A 19,798-nucleotide genomic window follows, 5' to 3' on the forward strand; every position below is an offset into this window, starting at 1 on the left:
TGCGTCCTGCCGCGCGAGAGGGTTCATGCGCGACCGTCGGCGAATGCGGCCTGTGCCTGCGCAAACCACTGCAGGACCTGCTGGCGATGCGGCTCGCCCCAGCAGCGCACGAACTGCTGGGTGTGATGGTCGCTGGGGTCGTTGAGCGCGGCGATGCGTTGCGCGATATAGGCAGGCTCCAGGCGCAGGCCGCAGTCGACCTCGATGCAGTGGCGCCAGGCGGTGTAGCTGTCGGGAACGATGGAAGACGACATGGAGGTTCCTTGAAGTTCGGCGCCGTGCATCGCAGGCCCGGCCTCCGAAGCGAGGCGGCGATGGCCGGATGCGAACCGCGGCTGACTGACGGCAGCAACAGACTTGCGCCCACGTTCGATTATTCACTAATGTTATAGTGTAACTCAACCGATGCGCTGCATATGCGACCTGGCATTCCCCTGATCCTGTTGTGTCTCTCCGCCAGTTCGCCGGCCGCCGCAGCGGTTCGCCACCACGGCCCACACGTGCACGGCCAGGCCAACCTGGAGGTCGCCGTCGACGGCACCGCCGTGGACGTGCAACTCAGTGCGCCCGGCATCGGCATCCTCGATTTCGAACATCCCGCACGCGACGCCGGCGAGCGTCAGCGGCTGCAGGCTGCGATCACCACCTTGCGCGCTGCCGGCTGGTTGCAGTTTCCGGTCGCGGCGGCGTGTTCGCTGCGCAGTGCGCAGGTCACCACCGAGGGCTACGACGTGGCGATGGCCGATCCGGACGAACCCGGCCACAGCCATGCCGAATTCCACGCTCACTACATCTTCGACTGCGCGCGGCCGGCGCGGCTCGATCACCTGCAGGTATTACTGCCGCAGCGTTTCCCCGGGCTGCACACGGCGGTGGTCGACGTCGCCACCGCCGCCGGCCAGAGCCGCACCGAGGTGGTGGCCGGGCAGGCCCGGGTGACGCTGCCGCAATGAGCCAACCGCATGTGGTCGAACTGAGCGAGGTCTGCTTCGGCTATCCCGGCGCCATTGCGCCGGTCCTGGACATCGCGGCGTTCGCGCTCCCGCGCGGGCAGCAGTTGCTGCTGCGCGGCGCCAGCGGATCGGGCAAGAGCACCTTGCTGGCGTTGATCGCCGGCGTGCTGCAGCCCACGGCCGGCCGCGTGCGCGTGGCCGGGCAGGACCTGGCGGCCTTGCGCAAGGCCGCGCGCGACCGCTTCCGTGCTGACCACTGCGGCGTGGTGTTCCAGCAGTTCAATCTGCTGCCGTTCCTGAACACCCGCGACAACATCGCGCTCGGCCTGCAGTTCTCCGCGCGCCGCGGCCGACTGGCGGCGGGCACGCAGGCGCTGGACACCGAGATCGAGCGGCTGATGGTCGCGCTGGGCCTGGACGTGGCGGCGCTATGGTCGCGCCCGGCCGCGCGCCTCAGCGTCGGCCAGCAGCAACGCGTGGCCGCGGCGCGTGCGTTGATCGCGCGGCCGCCCTTGCTGCTCGCCGACGAACCCACCTCCGCGCTCGACCCGGTCGCGGCGCAGGCCTTCCTGCAATTGCTGTTCGCCGAGTGCCGCCAGGGCGGCACCAGTTCGATCGTGGTCAGCCATGATCCGTCGATCGCACCGCTGTTCGACGCCCAGGCGGACCTGGCCATGCTCAACCGCGCCAGCGAAGGAGGTGCGCGATGACGCTGTTGAAGCTGGCGCTAGCCAGCCTGCGCAGCCGGCGCCTGGGCGTGGCCTTGACCGTACTGGTGATCACCTTGAGCGTAACCCTGCTGCTGGGTGTGGAGCGCATCCGCACCCAGGCGCACGAAGGCTTCGCCAGCACCGTGTCGGGCACCGACCTGATCGTCGGCGCGCGCTCGGGCCCGGTGAACCTGCTGCTGTATTCGGTGTTCCACATCGGCGACGCCACCAACAACGTCTCGTGGAAGAGTTACCAGGACATGAGCGCGATGCCCGAAGTGAAGTGGGCGGTGCCGCTGTCGCTTGGCGATTCCTATCGCGGCTACCGCGTGGTCGGCACCAGCACCGGCTTCTTCGAACACTACCACTATGGCGCCAAGCATCCGCTGGCGTTCGCGCAGGGCAGGGCGTTCGACGACCTCTACGATGCGGTGATCGGCGCCGACGTCGCCGCCGCGCTCGGCCGCCACCTCGGCGACGAGATCGTGCTGACCCATGGCACCGGCCGGATCAGCCTGGCCACCCATGCCGACAAGCCGTTCCGGATCGTCGGCATCCTGCGCCGTACCGGCACGCCGGTGGACTCCAGCGTACTGGTCTCGCTGCAGGCGATCGAGGCGATCCATATCGACTGGCACTCCGGCGTGCGCCTGCCGGGCCAGCACGTCAGCGCCGCGCAAGCGCGGGCGATGGACCTGACCCCGGACGCCATCACCGCCTTCATGCTCGGCCTGAAGACCCGCATCGCCACCTTCTCGGTGCAGCGCCGGATCAACGAGTACCCGGAGGAAGCGATGCTGGCGATCATGCCGGGCGTCACCCTGCAGCAGCTTTGGGGCACACTGGGCACCGCCGAAGGCGCCTTGCGCATGATCGCCTCGCTGGTGGTGCTGCTCGGCCTGGTGTCGATGGTCGCGCTGTTGGTGGCCACGCTGCAGGAGCGCCGGCGCGAGATGGCGATCCTGCGCGCGGTCGGCGCACGGCCACGCGACGTCGCCTGGTTGCTGCTGTTCGAGGCCGGCCTGGTCACCGTGGTGTCATGCGCGCTGGCGTTGTCGGTGGTAACGGCGGCCAGCTGGCTGGCGCGCGGCTGGGTGCTCGATCATTTCGGCCTGGCGATCAACCGCATCGCACCCAGCGCGGCGGAATGGGGCTGGCTCGGCTGCGTGCTGCTGGCTGGCGTGCTTGCCGGCATCGTGCCGGCGCTGCTGGCCTATCGCCGCACCCTGGCCGATGGCCTGTCACCGGAGCTGTGAGCATGACGCGCTGGATGTTTCCCTTGCTGGCGCTCGCAGTGTTGTGCGGTTGCGGCCGGCAGCAACAACCCGCCGCTCCGAAAAAAGCGCAGGAAACAGCGGCGGCGCAGCCAGCACCAGCCAACGATGCGGCGATCAACCCACCGCTGGGCGAGCCGGATGCCGACGGCTATCGCGAACTGGACTGGAGCGCGATGCTGCCGCCGGCCGAGCTGAAGGCCCTGGAAAACAGCGACGAAGCGCCGGTCAACCACACCGGCAAGCGCGCGATGCCGCAGACCGGCACCTACAACACCGTGGCCGCCGTGCTGGCGCGCAAGGTGCGCCTGCCGGGCTACGTGGTGCCGCTGGACAGCGACGACGCCGGCCACGTGCGCGAGTTCCTGTTCGTGCCGTACTACGGCGCCTGCATCCACGTGCCGCCACCGCCGCCGAACCAGATCGTGCATGTGCGCCTGGACACCCCGATCGACCCGCCCGACATGTACAGCCCGTTCTACCTGAGCGGCCAACTGCGCGCGGAAACCCTGCACGGCGAACTCGCTGGCACCGCCTACACGATGGAGCAGGCCCACCTGCATCCCTATGAAAAAGGCTGATCGCCATCTCCTGCTGGCTGGAGTGCTGTGCCTGCTGGCGGGCTGCCACGGTGATGGCGGGAAGCAGCCGGACGCCACACCGACACCATCACCGGCAACAAAGCACACGACCGCAGCAGCCGACGCCGTCCCGGACACAGTGGAACGTTGGGAGCAACTGGCACCAGCCAACGACATCTACCAGCGACCACCGCCGCGGATCAACGCGGCCTGGCGGGGTGACGCCGCGGTGATGGACCAGCCGGCGCCCGTCGACGATGGCCCGTCCGTGGTCAACGGCATGCCGATCGACCATTCCGGCACCCAGCGCGCCGCCCAGTTCGGCTCGTCGCAAGTGGTGAAGGGCCTGGAAGGCAAACGCTTTGCTTTAGACGGCTACGTGGTGCCGCTGGAAAGCGACGACCAGGGCAAGGTCAGCGAACTGCTGTTCGTGCCGTTCTATGGCGCCTGCATCCACGTGCCACCACCGCCACCGAACCAGATCCTGCACGTGGTGCTGCGCACCCCGATCGACGTGCCGGAGCTATGGGACCCGTTCCACCTGCAGGGGCGGCTGCATCTGGCCGACTTCAAGGCCGACATCGCCAATGCCACCTACGAGGCGGAGGACGCCACGCTCACCCCGGTGCAGGGCTGAGGGCAGTTCGATGCACCTGAAGTCGCCGATGCGTTTGGCGATCGCGATCGCCGCCTGTGAGCTCGTCGTTGCCGGCGGCGTGCTGTTGGCATTGCGCACGCACGGGCACGTTGCACCGACGCCGCGTGCTGCTGCGACCACGGCGACCCACCCGCCAACCGTGCCCGCATTTCATGTCGCGCCCTTGTCCGAAGATACAGCCGACAAGCGCATCGCCACCCTGCTGCACAGCGATCCGGCATTCGCGCGCGACGCCACATTCCTGATCGCCGCCAGCGTCCGCGAACGCTGCGCACCGGCCCATTCTGGCGAATTGGCGAAGATGGCCAACCGCGCACGCCTGCCGGTGCTGGCCGCGACGTCCGAGGTGACCGCACGCGAACCCGACCTGGACCATCCGATCTACCAGGCGATCCAGCGCATCGCCGCTGCGGCACCGTGCGGCCGCGCGCTCTACCTGACGGCGACCGGCCTGCCGCTGCAACTGGATCCGGAACGCTACGCGGCTGCATTCCCCGACAGCTACTACCAACCAACGCTGGACACCGTGCCGCACGAGTATGCCGGCCAACCACTGGGCGCCCGTGCCGCACAGGAATGCCAGTCGATCGCCTACGCGGTCCTGCCGCTTGGCCGGGACGGCTGGCAGTGCAGGGCGCTCTGGTCCGGCATGCGCCCGCGGATCGTCAAGGCCTGCGAGCAGGCCCGCAGCGCAGGCGGGCAGGGGGCGGGTGAGGCGATTTCGCCGGAAGTCGCAAACCGGCTGACGCCGGTGGTGGCGGGGTTGCTGGAGAAGTTGCCGGAGTCCTGTCGCTGAGCATGGTTGCGTTTGTACTGCGAAGCCAACGGCTGCGAACAGCAGGAACTGGCCAGACAGCAGCTCGCGCAGCCGTGACTAGGCGTGTCTCCCACGCCGCGTTGTTGATTTGGCGGTCACCTGGGATCGCCCACCAAACCCTTGCAACCGCAACTGGATGAACTCCAGCAACGCCCGAACCCGCGCAGTGACCGAATGACGGTGACTGTAGGCGCCAAGCAATTGCAGCGGGGCAGGGCATAGATCCAGCAGCACTTCCTGCAACCTGCCTGCGGCAAGATCTTCCTGGCACGGGTAGGCCGCAACGATCGCAAAGCCGAGACCCTGGCGCGCGCCGGCCACCGCGAGTTCCCCGCTGTTGACGCGATAGCGGCTGCGCACGGGCACCTTCACGATCTCGCCCGCAGGATCGAGAAATTGCCAGGGCTGCCCCTTCAGGGCGCTCACGGTGGTGATGCACGGCAGGGACTTGAGTTCGCGTACATGGCGCGGCATTCCGGTCTGGGCCAGTAGCGCGGGGGAGGCGACCACGATGCTGGGCAAGGTCGCCAGTTCGCGGGTGATGAACGCGCTGTCGTCCTGACGCCCGCGGTGGAAGACGAGGGAGAGGTCCATGTCCTCGCGCAACACCTCCAGGCCGGTCAGGCGCGTGTCGCATTCCAGTTCGATGCCCGGATGGAGACTGCAGAATTCGGCGAGGATCGGCGCGAGCAACCTGGGCGCTTCGTTGGGCATGCACATCCTGAGGGGCCCCTTCAATTCGCGCTGGACTACGCCAAGCTCCTCCTCCGTGGCCAGCAAGGCGTCGAGGACCGGCTTGGCGCGCGCGTACACCAACTTTCCGGCTTCCGTCATGCGCAGATGGCGCGTGCTGCGTTCCAGCAAGCGCACGCCCAGCCTGCGCTCCAGCGCCGCGACGTGACGGCTGACGTTGGACGACGGCAACGCCAGCAGGCGCCCAGCCCCGGAAAAGCTCTGCGCGTCGACGACGGCCACATAGACGCGGACTGCATTGAGGTCGAGGTCTGTGCGCACCATTATCCCAGATGGGGTATGAAACCACGCCATTTTTGCATGCTAGTTTGCGCAATTGGTGGAGACCAAGATGCACTCCCGTCCAACGGCTGCCCTGCAACGGCACGCCTGGACCAATTGAATCGGGATGCATCGGCATGGAGATCGGAATACTGGGTGGCGGCATCGCAGGCTTGAGCGTGGCCCTCGCGTTGCACAAGCAGGGGCACACCGTGTGCGTCTATGAACGTCGGAACGGGCCGGCCACCATGGGCGCTGGCGTGACGCTTTGGCCCAACGCGGGCTTTGTGCTGCAGGAACTCGGGTTGTTGGAGGATGTCGGGGCGGTGGGCGGTCGGCCACTGTCGGTACACCGCAAAGACGCAGCGGGTAACGCGCTGGGAGGCCTGGACATCACGCTGCTGGACCGACTCATGGGCTACCCGACCCACACGATCCTGCGCCGCGACTTGCAGGCAGTACTGCTGGACCACGTGGCACGCGCTGGTATCCAGGTGGAGTTCGGGCATCGAGCCATCGCGATCGACCTGGATGCCGGCGGCGAGGCCGTAGCGCGGTTCGAGAACGGGAAGAGCATCTGTCCGGATCTGCTCATTGGCGCGGATGGCCGCATGGGCTCGGTGGCGCGCAAGTTCGTCGCAGGGGACAACACGCCCATCTACCAGGGGTTCGTAAACTGGATCGGCGTTGCACAGGGCAATGGCCCGTTGCTGAGCGACATGGCGATTCACGATTACTGGGGGTCTGGCGACCGTTTCGGTTGCGTGCCGATTCGGACGGATCTGGTGTACTGGGCCGCCGCGCAGGCGCGGCCATTGCCCGAGGCGACGCCCGCAGCGGAGATGCGCAAGGAGGTGATGGATCTGTTTGCAGGATGGCCCGAGCCTGTCGCCCGCCTCATCGAAGCCACGCCGGCCCAATCCATTCAACTGATCGCCGTGCATGACGTCGAGCCCTTGCATACATGGAGCCGAGCGAATGTGCTGCTCGTCGGCGATGCGGCGCACGCGCCACTGCCGACCTCGGGTCAGGGCGCCTGTCAGGCGTTGGAAGACGCCTGGCATCTGGCGCGGTGCCTCGAAGACGCAGACGGCGCGCTGGATCAAGCATTGCCACGCTTTGCCGCAATCCGCGGACCCAAGACCACCAAGCTGGCAGAGCAGGGCAGGCTGTTCGCGCGCGGCCTGTTCGCCCAAGACCCCGAAACCTGCCGTCTTCGCAACGAGCGCGCCAAGGCGTCCGATCCGTTGCGCGATGCCCAAGCCATGGCGGCGGGATGGTCGCAGGGATTGCCGATGGCGGACTGCATTGACAGGACGCCGGCGAACGGTGTTGGCAGTCTGTATCGCCTCTGACAGCCAATCCTGATCCCAGCGTCGTAGCACCTCCGCTGCAGGAAGCATTTCCACAGGATCCGGGGATCCATTTCATTTCTTGCTAAGCAGGTTATGAACCTGAGGCTCGCACGGCTATCGTAGCGGATGAAGTCTCCCCTATCCGATGGACGTATCCAATGAAGAATGGGCCTTCGCTGCACCCTGCTTGACGCTGATGGATCCGCAAGCACGGCAGCGCATGACCAGCGCTTAATGTTCAATGCCTTGCGCTGGATGGCGGGAGCCGGGGCGCCCTGGCGCTTGATTCCCATGGGTTTCCGCCGTGGGAGGCATTCTACCAGCTACCGAGCGGGGGTTGCGGGCTGACTGCTTTAAGGCAATGGTTGGCGACTAGTCTTTGATCTTGCCGGTTGCGCAAGGCGAGCAACGGCAACCTGACGTGCCGATCCTGGATCGGCCGGACGCTGTAGATTACATGCGAAAGTGGACCGCGTGTTGGCTACGACGGCTATAAGCGCAAGAACGACAGTAAGGTGCATATGGCTGTGGACACGCTAGGCCACCTGTTGGCAGTACAGGTCACCCCTGCCAGCGAGCAGGGGCGCGCTCAGGTGCGATCACTGGCGCAGGAAGTCCAGCATGTCACGGGCAAGACGAGGAACTGGCTTTCATCCATCAAGGCGACACAAGCAAAAGCCCGGCAGAAGCGGCACAGGAAGAAGGCATCGAACTGCGCGCGGTAAAGTACCGGAGGCCAAGAAGGCTTTGTGCCACTGCCGCGTCGCTGGGTCATAGAGCGCAGCTGTGGTGAGTCAATCGGCTCGGAGGCCTGGCTCGTGACTACGAGCGCCTACCGGAAACCCTGGCAGGAATCGACTTTATCGTCTTCAGCATCATCATGCTCGGAAATGCTAAGGCTCTACTTCAAAATTCATAACGCGCTCTAGGGTGCGCTCGCATCGTCCCTGAGCACGAATGTATCGCCACGTGGCTGAAAGTTGCGCTGGATTGCGTCCCCCCCGGTTTCACGTATGTGGCTGATCCGGCCATCCTCCAGCGTGACGATCTGGTCGGCAATATCGAAATAGCGGTCGTCGTGACTGATCGCCACGATCACCTTGTTGCGTCGCTTCAGTGCTGGAAGAATCTCGTGATAGAAGACGGCCTTGAATGTTGGATCCTGGTCGGCGGCCCATTCGTCGAACAGGTAGACGTCCTTGTCGTCGAGGATGGCGGCCAGTAAGGCCATGCGTCGCCGCTGCCCATCGGAGAGCGCCAGCGTTGAAAAGCAACCGTCCTCATAGCGGACCTTGTGTTCCAGGCCAAGAGCCTTGAGGTAGTGCGTGATCTGTTCAGTCCGGTTGGCAGGATCGGCATCGCCGAGCACGCGATTGAATAGATGATAATCCGAATAGATCGCGCCGATGCACTGGCGCAACGTGCCGATCGTGTCGTCGGTGACGGCTTGGCTGCCAAACCGAATGGTGCCTTCCCCTGCACGGTAGTGCAGGGTGATGAGCTTGCTGAGGGTCGACTTTCCCGACCCATTGCCGCCGACAATGAAGGTGACTTCGCCGCGGCGGAGTTCCAGATCGAGCGGTCCGACCCGGAAGCCCCTGCCGTCGGCAGCAGCATGTGTGTAGCAGACGGACTCGAGCCGAATGCGGTCCCATGTGGCAGCCGGAAGCTGGTCCATGGCGATGGCCTCGGCCGGAATTTCATTGAACAGCCGTTCCACGCGATTCAGGGAAACACGAGACATCGTCAACTGCGGGATGTAGTTGAGGATCATCGCTACCGGGCCGGTAATGTACAGAAGGGCCATGATCACGCCGATCAGTTCCGAGCTGGTCACGATCCTGTAGTTCACGAATATGAAAAGAATGCAGCCAATGACGAAGAAGCTGAGCAGGTCACCGTAATTACTGGCCGCACGCACCAGCGTATGCCCTGACTTCTCGCTGTCGCGCACCTCCCGCTCATGGCGCATGAGCACTTCGCTGAAGAAGGTGTCGCGTTTGACGTCGCTGAGCTTGAGTTCCTTGATCCCATGGATGAGTCCGTGGATGGACTCCTGCAGATGGTCGAACCCGGCACGCGCGCGGACGAAGTATCGGCGTCCGAAAATGATCGGAATCTGGTAAGTCACCACGCCGAACACGATGCAGCCCAATACGAACACGAACACGTCCGAATTTAGCACGAGAAGAAAGCCGAGCATGCCGACCAGGGTGACCACATTGATGAGAAGATCCGGCATCAGGCGTGCGCCCAACACGATGCGGGGCACGTCGGTGGTCAATGCGGCGATCAGCCGCGGCCCTCCAATCTGCTCTAGCGCCTGAAGTGGCGCTGCGGCAATGCGCGCGTACATCTGCGATCGCAGGTCCGACGCGACATCGATGGCCACCCGCGTCAACATGATCTGCGATACGGTGCGCGATACCAGGATGAAGACGCAGACAGCCGCAAAGACGATTGCGAACGGAGCGTTCGCGATCTCCAGGAAGAGCCACGTGGTGGGTGGCGAGACGACTTCGTCGAATCGGCGGTCGCCATCTTGAATCACGCTCAGCACCAGAGGGATCAGCAGCGAGTAGCTGATGCCGGACAGCCCGCCGAGAATGATCGACGCGAAGACCCGATTCGGCGCCCGGCCCGAGAACTGCCCTAGCAGATTCATGGCCGGGTCCCGCGGGCGGAGGTAGCGCTGTCGGTGCCAGTCGCTGCGGGGGACAGCGAGTAGTAGCGTACCTTTTGAAAAGGTTCGACCATGTCGTCGTAGTGACGGCTCATCACATTGCCTGATTGGCCGGTGGAGTTCATGTACTCGTGCCGTATGCGATTCCGGCTCATGGCGATCACCTGGCGGAAGCCTGCGCCGAATTTCTGGAGATAGCCTTCCGCATCGCTGAAATCGGCCGACGCGACATTGATGGCATCGGCGGAGCCGCCGTTATCGATCCGGCGTTCGAACAGCGGGCGGAGCGGCTTGATGTGGCTCATCGGTGGGTGCGCATACACGGTTCGGTGAAGCTGACCCCACCCCCAACTGTCCATGCTCCAATCCCCACGCAGCTTGTGGAGTTCGTTGAGCGCAGCGGTAAGGGAGGTGGCAAGCACGGCATCGCAGGCGGGTAGCGCACTGTTAGCCGTCTTGGCGGCGCTGCACCAGTGGCCGTCATCGTTGCGCAGGCTCTGTTCCAGTTGCTCGAGCCTTACCGTACCGGCAAGTCGACGCAGCTGGCGCGTGCGTTGCGGATTATTCCAGTCGCCTTGCAGTGGATTGGAATACAGCTGCTGGCGGAGCTGCCGCATCCAGGCGTGGAAGATGCTCGCGGCCTGGCTGTCGGCTTGGGTGTTCCCGTCCCAGTGCGCAAGGTACTGTGCGGCGCGACTGGAGTGCCCGTCAGGGGGGAGCCTGTTCCGTAGGGTCGCCATCATCGCCGCTACGTTGAGATCCAGCGTATCCGCCTGCATGCGCTCCATGTCCGCGACATCGAACGTCTTGCCTGCACCGATGCCTGCCTGGATCAGCTGCCGGATGCGACGCGCCCGTGCCGGCGATGCCCAGTCATGCGAGACGAAGTAGGGATAGTCCGCGTCGTTGATGCCGTCGTTGGCGCTGATCAGGTAGCCTTCGGGCGGATTGTAGCGTTGCGGCCATTCGGCGGAGGGGACCGAGCCTTTCCAGCCATAAGCCGGGTCCCAGCCCGGTACCGGCAGTGTTCCTTCGCCCTGGCGTCGCAATGGTATGCGTCCAGCGCCGATATAGCCGATATTGCCCGCCCTGTCGGCATACAGCATGTTCATGGCGGGTGCGACCAGGTGATCAAGCGCGCTGCGGAACTGCGTCCAGTCTTTGGCGTAGTTCAGCCTGAAGAATGCCTCATAGCTGGAATCGTCGGGATCCAGGCCGGTCCAGCGCAGGGCGACAGGTCGGTCGAACACGGCGAACTGATCGCTGATGATGGGGCCGTGCCGGGTACTTCGGACATGCAGAGTAACGGGGGCATACTGTCGTCGCAGGACGTCGGGGAACTCCGCGCGGACCCGAATTGTTTCGGTGCGCTGTTCAAATGGGATCCAGCCGCCGTCGGTATCGTAACGATCGCCATTTGCGTCGGTTCGCTCGAAGAACAGATCCTGGGTGTCCGCCATCATATTGGTGCCGCCCCACGCGATGTGGTCATTGCGCCCGAACACGACCAGAGGAAGGCCTACCAGGCTCATGCCGCTCGAGTGCAGGGTCGGCGTCTCGAGGCTGACGGCGTACCACAACGAGGGAATCTGAAGCCCGAGATGCGGGTCGTTGGCGAGAAGCGCGCCCCCGTCGGTGGTGTGCTTTCCCCCGATCACCCATGCATTGCTGCCGGTGTTTGGCAGCGCCAGGTGCAGTGATGCCAATACTCGGCGATGCGTGTCAGCCATCGCTTGGAGGCCTGTATCGGCCGATGGAGTCGCTGCAGGCACAGTGGCCTGCGTAGCGCTGCGATAGCCTGGGAAGAAGGTCGCGGCGCGATCCTCTCCCAGCAGCGATCTGGTCAGGTAGTAGTCCATCTCGCGACGATAATTGCCGCCCAAGTCCAGGGCGAAAACCTTGACCCAAGCCAATGAATCCATCTCGGTCCACGGCTGTGGCTTCAGTCCCAGCAGCCTGAACTCGACGGGCAGCTTGTCGGTTTCAGCGATACGCGCATTGATGCCAGCGGTGTAGGCGGTGAGCGACGCGCGCGCCGGCGCGCTGAGCGTGGTCCAGGCGCTGCGCGCCGATGCGTGCAAGCCCAGGGTTCGAAGCCATACGTCGGCATCGATGCTGTCCTTGCCGAACACCTCGCTCAGTTCGCCGCGTGCCATGCGTCGCTGCACTTCCAACTGCCAAAGCCGATCCTGCGCCTGGGCATAGCCGACTGCGAAGAAGGCATCGGAATCCGTTTTCGCCCGGATGTGGACGGCGCCCTGCGCGTCGCGTTCGATGTCGACCGGCGAGGACACGCCACTCGTGATTCGTGTGGCCGCTTCTGGTGGCAGACTGCCGCGCAGTTCTAGCCAGATCCAGCTCGCAAGCGCCAGTAGCGGGATCGCTACCAGCAGGATGAGTCGTGCGGCAACGGGGTGCGTGCGGAAGGGACGGAGTGCACTCACGATGCGGTCCTGCGGCCGTAGGCCGGGTGTCGGAAAAACGCATGCTCGGGGCTTGCGCGCAGATCATCGGCAGGGCAAGTAAGCATTCGGAGAGCGCCTCCAGATTGCGCTAGGAAGAACAGTTCCATCTCTGTTGGTTGCCGTATTGGCAACGTCGGCGTGCGCCTGTATATCACACCTTTTGCACAGTTCCAGATCGTTGCTCGGCTACTTTCACGTTCTGCAACGCGCATGTTTCGCACGTGTCGCGGATGTTGTCTTCGTCGTGGGCCGCGTTAGATGCAACCCGTGCCGCATTGGTTTTTGCGCGAGAGTGCGACTTGCTCCACAGATCCAGAGATTGTCGCGTGATGCGATTGTGAAAGACCCGCTTTGGACGCTAGAGTCCAGCCGCACCACGCATTCGTAACGACTCGTTACTTGGTGCGCCAAACGTTGTTTGCAGCAACGCCGATGCCATGGTCTGCATGGTCATTGCAGCTTAGGGATGAACTGGGATGGACAGGATGTCTGATGTGCGTCTTCCACGCGCCACTCGCTACTCGCTCTGCGGCATCCGCCATGCGGCAATTTCAGTCGCATGACAAGGTCGTGTGCGGTTTACGGTGAATGCCTGCGGGACGTCCGATCTGCGCGGCAATGCGATGTGCATTGCCGCCAGCTGATTCGCGCGCTTTTTTGCTAATGCCGGTATCGAAAACGCCTTGCAGTGCATTGCGTCGGACGCTGTCGCGCCGAACCCGACGCGGTTAGGCGCCAGGCTGAAGCTGGATCGTGATTTCTCGTCGAGGGGGCGTGTCCGTGGCAACCTGCAATGTGGCCGAGACCGAATGGATTCCGTTGTCTGCGGCCCAGCGCGGCCGCTGGCTGGCGTATCGCATGGCACCCGAACGCCAGGGTGATCACAACATCGTTTTTGCCGCTCGTATCGAGGGCCATCTGTGCGCGGAGGTGTTGCGCAGTGCGCTGGCTCAGCTGGCGGCACGTCATGCTGTACTTCGACTGCGCATCGTCGAGCACGATGGAATACCACATCAGCGTTTCATCCATGACGTCGCGCCGACACTGCATGTGGAGGACGTGACCGGTTGGAACGAAGCTGCGTTGCAGCAGGAGATCGTTCGGGCCACATCTCAGCCTTTCTTGCTGGAGCAAGAAGCACCGTATCGCGCGGCTCTCTATGAGCAGGAGGCGGGCACACAGATTCTCACATTGGCGTTCGACCACATTGCGGTAGATGGCTGGTCGTTCTGGATACTGCTGGAACAATTGGGCTTGCTTTTGCAGGATGCCGAGGCTTCACTGGGAGTCGATCTCGACATCGACTATCCGGATTACGTAGGCTGGCAACGCGACTGGCTTTCCTCGGAGCGGGCGGCATCGCAGCGTTCCCACTGGAATCATGTCATGGCGTCGTTGCCGCCAGCGTTGCAGTTGCCTGTGGATCGCAAATGCCAGGATGTAGCAGGCGAAACACAGGTGGTGCCTGTCTGGCTTGCGCCGACGTTGACTACGGCGTTGCGCGCACTCGCTCGCCGCCATGGCGCAAGCATCTATACAGTCCTTCTTTCGGCATGGCAGATTTTCCTGCATCGCATCACCGGCCAAGCCGAGATCGCGGTGGGATCGCCGATGCCCGGCCGCAGCGGGGTGCGCTGGGATCATGTGGTAGGTGACTTCGTCAATCCTGTCGCGCTGGTTGCGCGATTCACCGAAGACACCACTGTGCAGGACGTGTTGCGACAGGCGCGCAACGACTCTCGGCGCGCATTGCGGCACCAGGACTATCCCTATTCCAGCTTGGTGGAAGATCTGCGTGGTCGCTCTGGTCTGTCGACGATCGAACTGTTCCAGACCATGTTCGTATATCAGCACGCGCGCCACGGCGCAGGCATGCGTGCGCTCTGGGAAGAGTGCCAGGCATCGACGCCGATCGCCTGGGCGGGCCTCCACTTGCGGGGCTATCCGGTAGCGCGGAGCGGCGGCGAGACGTTCCCGCTGATGCTTGAGGCGATGGAACTCGAGACCGGGGTGCGCTGCGACCTTCGTTTCAACCCGTCAATATACGAGCGTGAGACCATCGCCGAATGGTCAAACGCATGGGTACATCTGCTGGGGAGCATGGCGTCTGATGAGACGCAGAAGGTCTATGCGTTGGAACTCATGCCACCTCGGCCAGCGAGCACGAGTGGAGGTATGGCAGGGTGCGCGGCTGTTCGGTCGGCGCTGGAAGGCTTCAGGCACTGGGCAGCGGTGGCACCAGAGGCTATTGCACTCGTTGACGGCGATGTCGAAGTCACCTATGCCGAGTTGGCGCGGCGCGCTAGCCAGATCGCGCGCCGACTGGCCGAGAGAGGGGTCGGCCGTGGAGATCGCGTGGCGCTTTGCCTGCCACGCGGTACGGAACTGGTTGCTGCGATGCTGGCGACGTGGGAAGCGGGCGCAGCCTACGTGCCTCTCGATCCTGACTATCCCCGGGCCCGTTTGGCATACATGCTGGATGACAGCCTGCCAGCCTGCGTAGTCGTGTCTTCGGCATCCGATGACGTTCTGCCGACGCGCGCTGACGTCGATCGCGTGGTGCTGCCAGGAACAGATGTAGCTGAGGCTGACGTGATGCTGCTGAGCGCAGCGAATGCGCCGAAGTCCGACGACGTCGCGTATCTCATCTACACATCCGGCTCCACCGGCGAGCCGAAAGGCGTCGCCGTGACGCACGGTAACCTTGCAGCACAGGTCTCCGTGCATATCGGCAACTGTGCATTGGCACCCGGCCAGCGTATGCTGCAGTTCGCTTCTGCGTCGTTCGATAGCTCGGTTGTCGAGATATTTCCGACGCTATCGGCCGGAGCGACACTGGTATTTCGGCCAGAGACATTGCTGGCTCCCGACGCGGAGTTCGCCGCATTCCTGGCCAGCCACCGGATCGACACCGTCGACCTGCCCACGGCATTCTGGAATCGCTGGGCTATTGCCCTGCGGGACGGTGCGCCGTCGCCATCGGTACGCCGCGTTGTGGTGGGAGGAGAAAAGGTAGAGCGACGCTTCTTCGACGCATGGAGTCAGGCCACGGCCTGTCCCGTACTCAATACCTACGGACCGACCGAGACCACGGTATATGCGACGGCGATGCTGCTCGAGCAGGGGGCATTGCAGGACGGACAGGATGTCCCGATCGGCCATCCAGTGGGGCATACCGAAGTGCACGTGCTTGATCGATGGGGCGCGCCGGTGCCGGTAGGTGTCGTGGGTGAACTGTACATCGCGGGTCCGCAGGTGGCCTTGGGCTATTGGAATCGCCCGGAGTTGACCAGCGAACGTTTTGTGCGTGATGGGTTTGTGGCAGATCCCCGGGCACGCATGTACAGGACCGGCGATCTCGGTCGCCGCCGCGCAGACGGGATCCTGGAATACGTAGGCCGTACTGATTTTCAGGTCAAGATCCGCGGGTTTCGAATCGAACCGGGCGAAATCGAGGCGCGCCTGGCGGCGTTCCCGGGTGTGGACGAAGCAGTGGTGCTCGCGAGAGAAGACGTTCACCGAGAAAAGCGGCTTGTCGCGTATGTGGTACCAAGGCAAGGCGCTGCTATCGGAGTCGCTCAGCTGCGGCGGGCGCTCGCCGCTGAACTGGCGGCCTACATGCTGCCTGCTGCCTACGTTGTGCTGTCCTCGTTGCCGCTGACGCCCAATGGCAAGATCGATCGTGCAGCACTGCCCGAACCGGGCGACGATGCAGTGGTACGGCAACCGCACCAGTCCCCTTGCGGACCGGTCGAACAGCGTATCGCAGACGTGTGGTGTGCGCTGTTGGGTTTGCGACAGGTCGGGCGATACGACGATTTCTTCGAGCTGGGTGGGCATTCTCTGTCAGCGGCACAAGCGGCCTCGCGGCTGCGTGAGGCACTGGGATGCGAGGTGCGTTTGCGCGATCTGTTCACGCACCCTCGGTTGTTCGATCTGGCCGCGTTCCTGGCCCGTGCTGACGAATCGGCTGCATCCGTGCAGGTGCCTGTTGCGCTGGCTGCACCGCGGCCTCCTGCTTTGCCGATGTCTTGGGCTCAACAACGGCTATGGTTCCTGGATCAGCTCGATCCGGCGGCCGGGGCGGCGTACCACATGCCGGTGGCATTGCGTTTGAGCGGTGTGCTGGATGATGTCGCCTTGCTAGCGAGTCTGGACCGGGTTGTCAGCCGGCACGAGATCCTGCGCACTGGTTTTGTGAGTCACCAGGGAGATGCCGTACAGGTCGTTTCGGCGCCAGACACGCCATTCTGCTTGCGGGCACATGATCTTCGCGGGCAGCCTGCCGATCAGCAGGCGGTCGTGCTGGCCAGTCTTCGCCACGATGAAGCGCACGTGCCGTTCGATCTGGCGCGTGGCCCGCTGATCCGCGGGTCGCTGGTACGTCTGGCGGATGAAGAGCATGTGCTGCTGATGACACAGCATCACATCGTGTCCGACGGCTGGTCGATCAACGTGTTGATCAACGAAATCAATTCGCTGTATGCGGCATTTCGGGCCGGACAGCCTGATCCGTTGCCGCCGTTGCCGCTGCAGTACGCCGACTACGCCCTGTGGCAGCGCAGCCCTGCGTATGCAGAGGGGCTGCGCGATCAGGTGGAATACTGGCGCCGGCAGCTGCGAGGCGCCCCCATACTGTTGGAGTTGCCGGTTGATCGTCCGCGGCCTGCGGTGCAACGCTATGCCGGCGCATGCGTGCCAGTGCAGTTGTCAGCCGGACTGTGCGACGACCTGACAGCACTGTCTCGGCGCCACGGCACGACGGTGTTCATGACGCTGCTGGCGGGCTGGTCCATGCTGCTGTCGCGGCTGAGTGGGCAGGCGGAGGTGGTGGTGGGGACGCCGGTAGCCAACCGGGTGCGCCCGGAGCTTGAGCCACTGATCGGCTTTTTCGTCAATACGCTTGCACTGCGGGTGGACGTGGGCGGGGCGGCGGACGTGGCGGATCTGCTGGCACAGGTGAAGGCGACGACGCTGGGCGCCTACGAGCATCAGGATCTGCCGTTCGAGCAGGTGGTCGAGGCGGTGCAGCCGGTGCGCAGCATGAGCCATAGCCCGCTGTTCCAGGTGATGCTCAGTTTCGACAATACGCCTGGAGACGAAGCACTGTCGTTGCCGGGGTTGCAAGTGGAGCAGTTGCAGAGCGAAGCGTCGAAAGCGCACTTCGATATGGAGCTTTCACTGCGGCCTGAGAGCAACCGGATCATCGGAGAACTGTCCTATGCGACCGATCTTTTCGATGCATCGACGGCCGAGCGGCATGTGGCCTGTCTGGAGGCGCTGCTGCAGGCGCTGTGCGAGCACGAGGGCGCACTGGTCTCGCTGCCGTGGTTGTCGTCGCCGGAGCGTGAGCGGGTGCTGGAGGTATTCAACGCCACCTCGATGCCGCGGCCGATGACGCTGATCCACCACGCGTTCGAGGAACAGGCTCGTGCTACGCCGGACGCGGTGGCGCTGGAGTGCGGAGGCGTGACGCTTTGCTACGCGGAGTTGAACCGGCGTGCGAATCAGGTGGCGCACCGGCTTGCCGCCGTGGGCGCGATGCCCGATGCGCGAGTGGCGATCTGCGCCGAGCGTGGGCTGGACATGGTGGTAGGCCTGCTGGGCATCCTCAAGTCCGGCGCGGCCTATGTGCCGCTGGACCCGACACATCCGCGCGAGCGCCTGGCGGGGATGCTGGCCGACTGTGCGCCAACGGCGGTGCTGGCACAGCCGTCCACGCTCGGTTTGCTGCCGCAGGATGCGCAGGTGCCGACGCTGGTCTTGACGGCGCGGGTGTGGGAAGACGCGCCGACGCATGACCTGCAGGTCGCCGGGTTGACGCCGCAGCACCTGGCCTACGTGATCTACACCTCCGGTTCGACCGGGCAACCGAAGGGGGTGATGAACGAACACCATGCGGTGATGAATCGCCTTCACTGGGGCAAGACGCAGTTCCCCTGGATGGTGGGCGAACGGGTGTTGCACAAGACGCCGTTCGGATTCGACGTGTCGGTCTGGGAGATATTTCAGCCGCTGCTGTCCGGGGCCAGGCTGGTGCTGGCGCAACCGCAGGGTCATCAGGATCCGGACTATCTGATCGCCTTGATCGAAAGTGCGCAGATCACGGTGGCGCACTTCGTGCCGTCGATGCTGCAGGCGTTCCTTGATCGCCTGCCGGTGGGCCGGTGTGCGGGACTGCGGCAGATATTCTGTAGCGGCGAAGCGCTGGGGTTGGCGCTGGCGGCACAGGTACGGTCGAAGCTGCCGCAGGTGGAGCTGCATAACCTGTATGGTCCGACAGAAGCGGCGATCGAGGTGACCTGGTGGAACTGTGCCGAGGGCACGACGCGGCCCGCGGTTCTGATCGGACGGCCGATCGCCAATACCCGCATGTATGTGCTGGATGGGCAGGGCGAGCCGGTGCCGGTGGGGGTGGCCGGTGAGCTGTGCATCGGCGGGGTACAGGTGGCACGCGGCTACTGGAACCGTGCGCAGTTGAGCGCGGAGCGGTTCGTGCCGGACCGGTTCAGTGCCGATCCGCAGGCGCGGATGTACCGCACCGGGGATCTGGGCCGGTGGCGGGCCGACGGAACGATCGAGTACCTGGGGCGCAACGACTTCCAGGTGAAGATCCGCGGCTTCCGGATCGAGCTGGGGGAGATCGAGGCGCAGTTGCTGGCGTGTGCGGATGTGCGCGAGGCGGTGGTGGTGGCGCGTGCCTACGGCGAGGGCGACACGCGGCTGGTGGCGTACGTGGTGATGGCGCCGGGTGTGGCCTGCGATGTGTCGGCGCTGCGGCAGGCCTTGCTGCAGCGGCTGGCCGAGTACATGGTGCCGAGCGCGTTCGTGGCGCTGGAGGCGTTGCCGCTGACGGCCAATGGCAAGCTGGACCGTCAGGCGCTGCCGTCGCCGGAGACGGCGGCGGTTGCGGTGCGTGCGTACGAAGCGCCGCACGGGGAGATCGAAGAGGCGATCGCGGCGATCTGGCAGGACCTGCTGGGCGTGGAACGGGTGGGGCGCCACGACCACTTCTTCGAGCTGGGCGGCCACTCGCTGCTGGCCGTGCAGGTCGCCTCACGATTGCGTGAGCGGTTCGGCGTCAGCGTACCGGTTGCCAGTCTGTTCCAGGCCGCTCAGCTCTCGGCTCTCTCCGCACTTGTGGTGAGCGCCATCGTAGAGCAGTACCCCCAGGACGCCATTGCGGCTCATGCCGATGCGCTTGAGGGCCTGTCCGCCGACGACTTGCGTGCCTTGCTGGAAACAGAAGACGCATGAATCGACTCATTTTCGCCAGATCGGCAATTCG

Annotated in this window: 12 protein-coding genes and 1 pseudogene; 9 read left to right on the forward strand and 4 right to left on the reverse strand. The window is 64.4% G+C overall.

Features of this window, described 5'->3' with window-relative positions:
- Window positions 1–23: 23 nt before the first annotated feature.
- Window positions 24–254, reverse strand: a complete 231-nt coding sequence (locus AC1PLR_RS10465; RefSeq protein WP_481103473.1) for a hypothetical protein — start codon at window positions 252–254, stop codon at window positions 24–26.
- 162 nt (window positions 255–416) lie between these two features.
- Between AC1PLR_RS10465 and AC1PLR_RS10470 the strand changes: the two genes are divergently transcribed.
- From AC1PLR_RS10470 to AC1PLR_RS10495, 6 genes are all read left to right on the forward strand, one after another.
- Window positions 417–953 carry a ZrgA family zinc uptake protein gene (locus AC1PLR_RS10470; RefSeq protein ID WP_481103474.1) on the forward strand — a complete coding sequence of 179 codons (537 nt, stop codon included), beginning with the start codon at window positions 417–419 and terminating at the stop codon, window positions 951–953.
- Window positions 950–1,663: an ATP-binding cassette domain-containing protein gene (locus tag AC1PLR_RS10475; protein WP_481103475.1), complete on the forward strand. Its 714-nt coding sequence runs from the start codon at window positions 950–952 to the stop codon at window positions 1,661–1,663. Before AC1PLR_RS10470 ends, AC1PLR_RS10475 begins: the two co-directional genes overlap by 4 nt.
- Before the next feature lie 2 nt (window positions 1,664–1,665).
- Window positions 1,666–2,919, forward strand: coding sequence for an ABC transporter permease (locus tag AC1PLR_RS10480; RefSeq protein ID WP_481103573.1), 1,254 nt, complete (start codon window positions 1,666–1,668; stop codon window positions 2,917–2,919).
- 2 nt (window positions 2,920–2,921) lie between these two features.
- The gene (locus AC1PLR_RS10485) at window positions 2,922–3,518 is read left to right on the forward strand and encodes a DUF3299 domain-containing protein (protein ID WP_481103476.1); all 597 of its coding nucleotides are present in this window, start codon (window positions 2,922–2,924) and stop codon (window positions 3,516–3,518) included.
- Window positions 3,519–3,657: 139 nt separating this feature from the next.
- Complete coding sequence (locus AC1PLR_RS10490) at window positions 3,658–4,155, forward strand: DUF3299 domain-containing protein (protein WP_481103477.1); 498 nt, start codon at window positions 3,658–3,660, stop codon at window positions 4,153–4,155.
- A gap of 10 nt (window positions 4,156–4,165) precedes the next feature.
- A complete protein-coding gene (locus AC1PLR_RS10495) occupies window positions 4,166–4,972 on the forward strand; it encodes a hypothetical protein (protein ID WP_481103478.1) in 807 nt (268 codons plus the stop codon).
- Window positions 4,973–5,050: 78 nt separating this feature from the next.
- Here AC1PLR_RS10495 and AC1PLR_RS10500 read toward each other — a convergent pair whose 3' ends face one another.
- Window positions 5,051–6,040 carry a LysR family transcriptional regulator gene (locus AC1PLR_RS10500; protein ID WP_481103479.1) on the reverse strand — a complete coding sequence of 330 codons (990 nt, stop codon included), beginning with the start codon at window positions 6,038–6,040 and terminating at the stop codon, window positions 5,051–5,053.
- 104 nt (window positions 6,041–6,144) lie between these two features.
- Here AC1PLR_RS10500 and AC1PLR_RS10505 point away from each other — a divergent pair, with 104 nt between their 5' ends.
- Both AC1PLR_RS10505 and AC1PLR_RS10510 read left to right on the forward strand, forming a co-directional pair.
- Window positions 6,145–7,362: an FAD-dependent oxidoreductase gene (locus tag AC1PLR_RS10505; RefSeq protein WP_481103480.1), complete on the forward strand. Its 1,218-nt coding sequence runs from the start codon at window positions 6,145–6,147 to the stop codon at window positions 7,360–7,362.
- Between the two features lie 145 nt (window positions 7,363–7,507).
- Window positions 7,508–8,281 (forward strand): annotated as a pseudogene (locus AC1PLR_RS10510) (transposase).
- A 6-nt stretch (window positions 8,282–8,287) separates the two neighbouring features.
- Here AC1PLR_RS10510 and AC1PLR_RS10515 read toward each other — a convergent pair.
- Both AC1PLR_RS10515 and AC1PLR_RS10520 read right to left on the reverse strand, forming a co-directional pair.
- Entirely contained in the window at window positions 8,288–10,027 is a 1,740-nt protein-coding gene (locus AC1PLR_RS10515; RefSeq protein ID WP_481103481.1) for a cyclic peptide export ABC transporter, read from the reverse strand.
- Entirely contained in the window at window positions 10,024–12,489 is a 2,466-nt protein-coding gene (locus AC1PLR_RS10520) for a penicillin acylase family protein (RefSeq protein WP_481103482.1), read from the reverse strand. Before AC1PLR_RS10520 ends, AC1PLR_RS10515 begins: the two co-directional genes overlap by 4 nt.
- A gap of 795 nt (window positions 12,490–13,284) precedes the next feature.
- Between AC1PLR_RS10520 and AC1PLR_RS10525 the strand changes: the two genes are divergently transcribed.
- Complete coding sequence (locus AC1PLR_RS10525; protein ID WP_481103483.1) at window positions 13,285–19,767, forward strand: amino acid adenylation domain-containing protein; 6,483 nt, start codon at window positions 13,285–13,287, stop codon at window positions 19,765–19,767.
- Window positions 19,768–19,798: the final 31 nt, after the last annotated feature.

The sequence above is a fragment of the Xanthomonas sp. NCPPB 3570 genome (genome assembly GCF_056725115.1).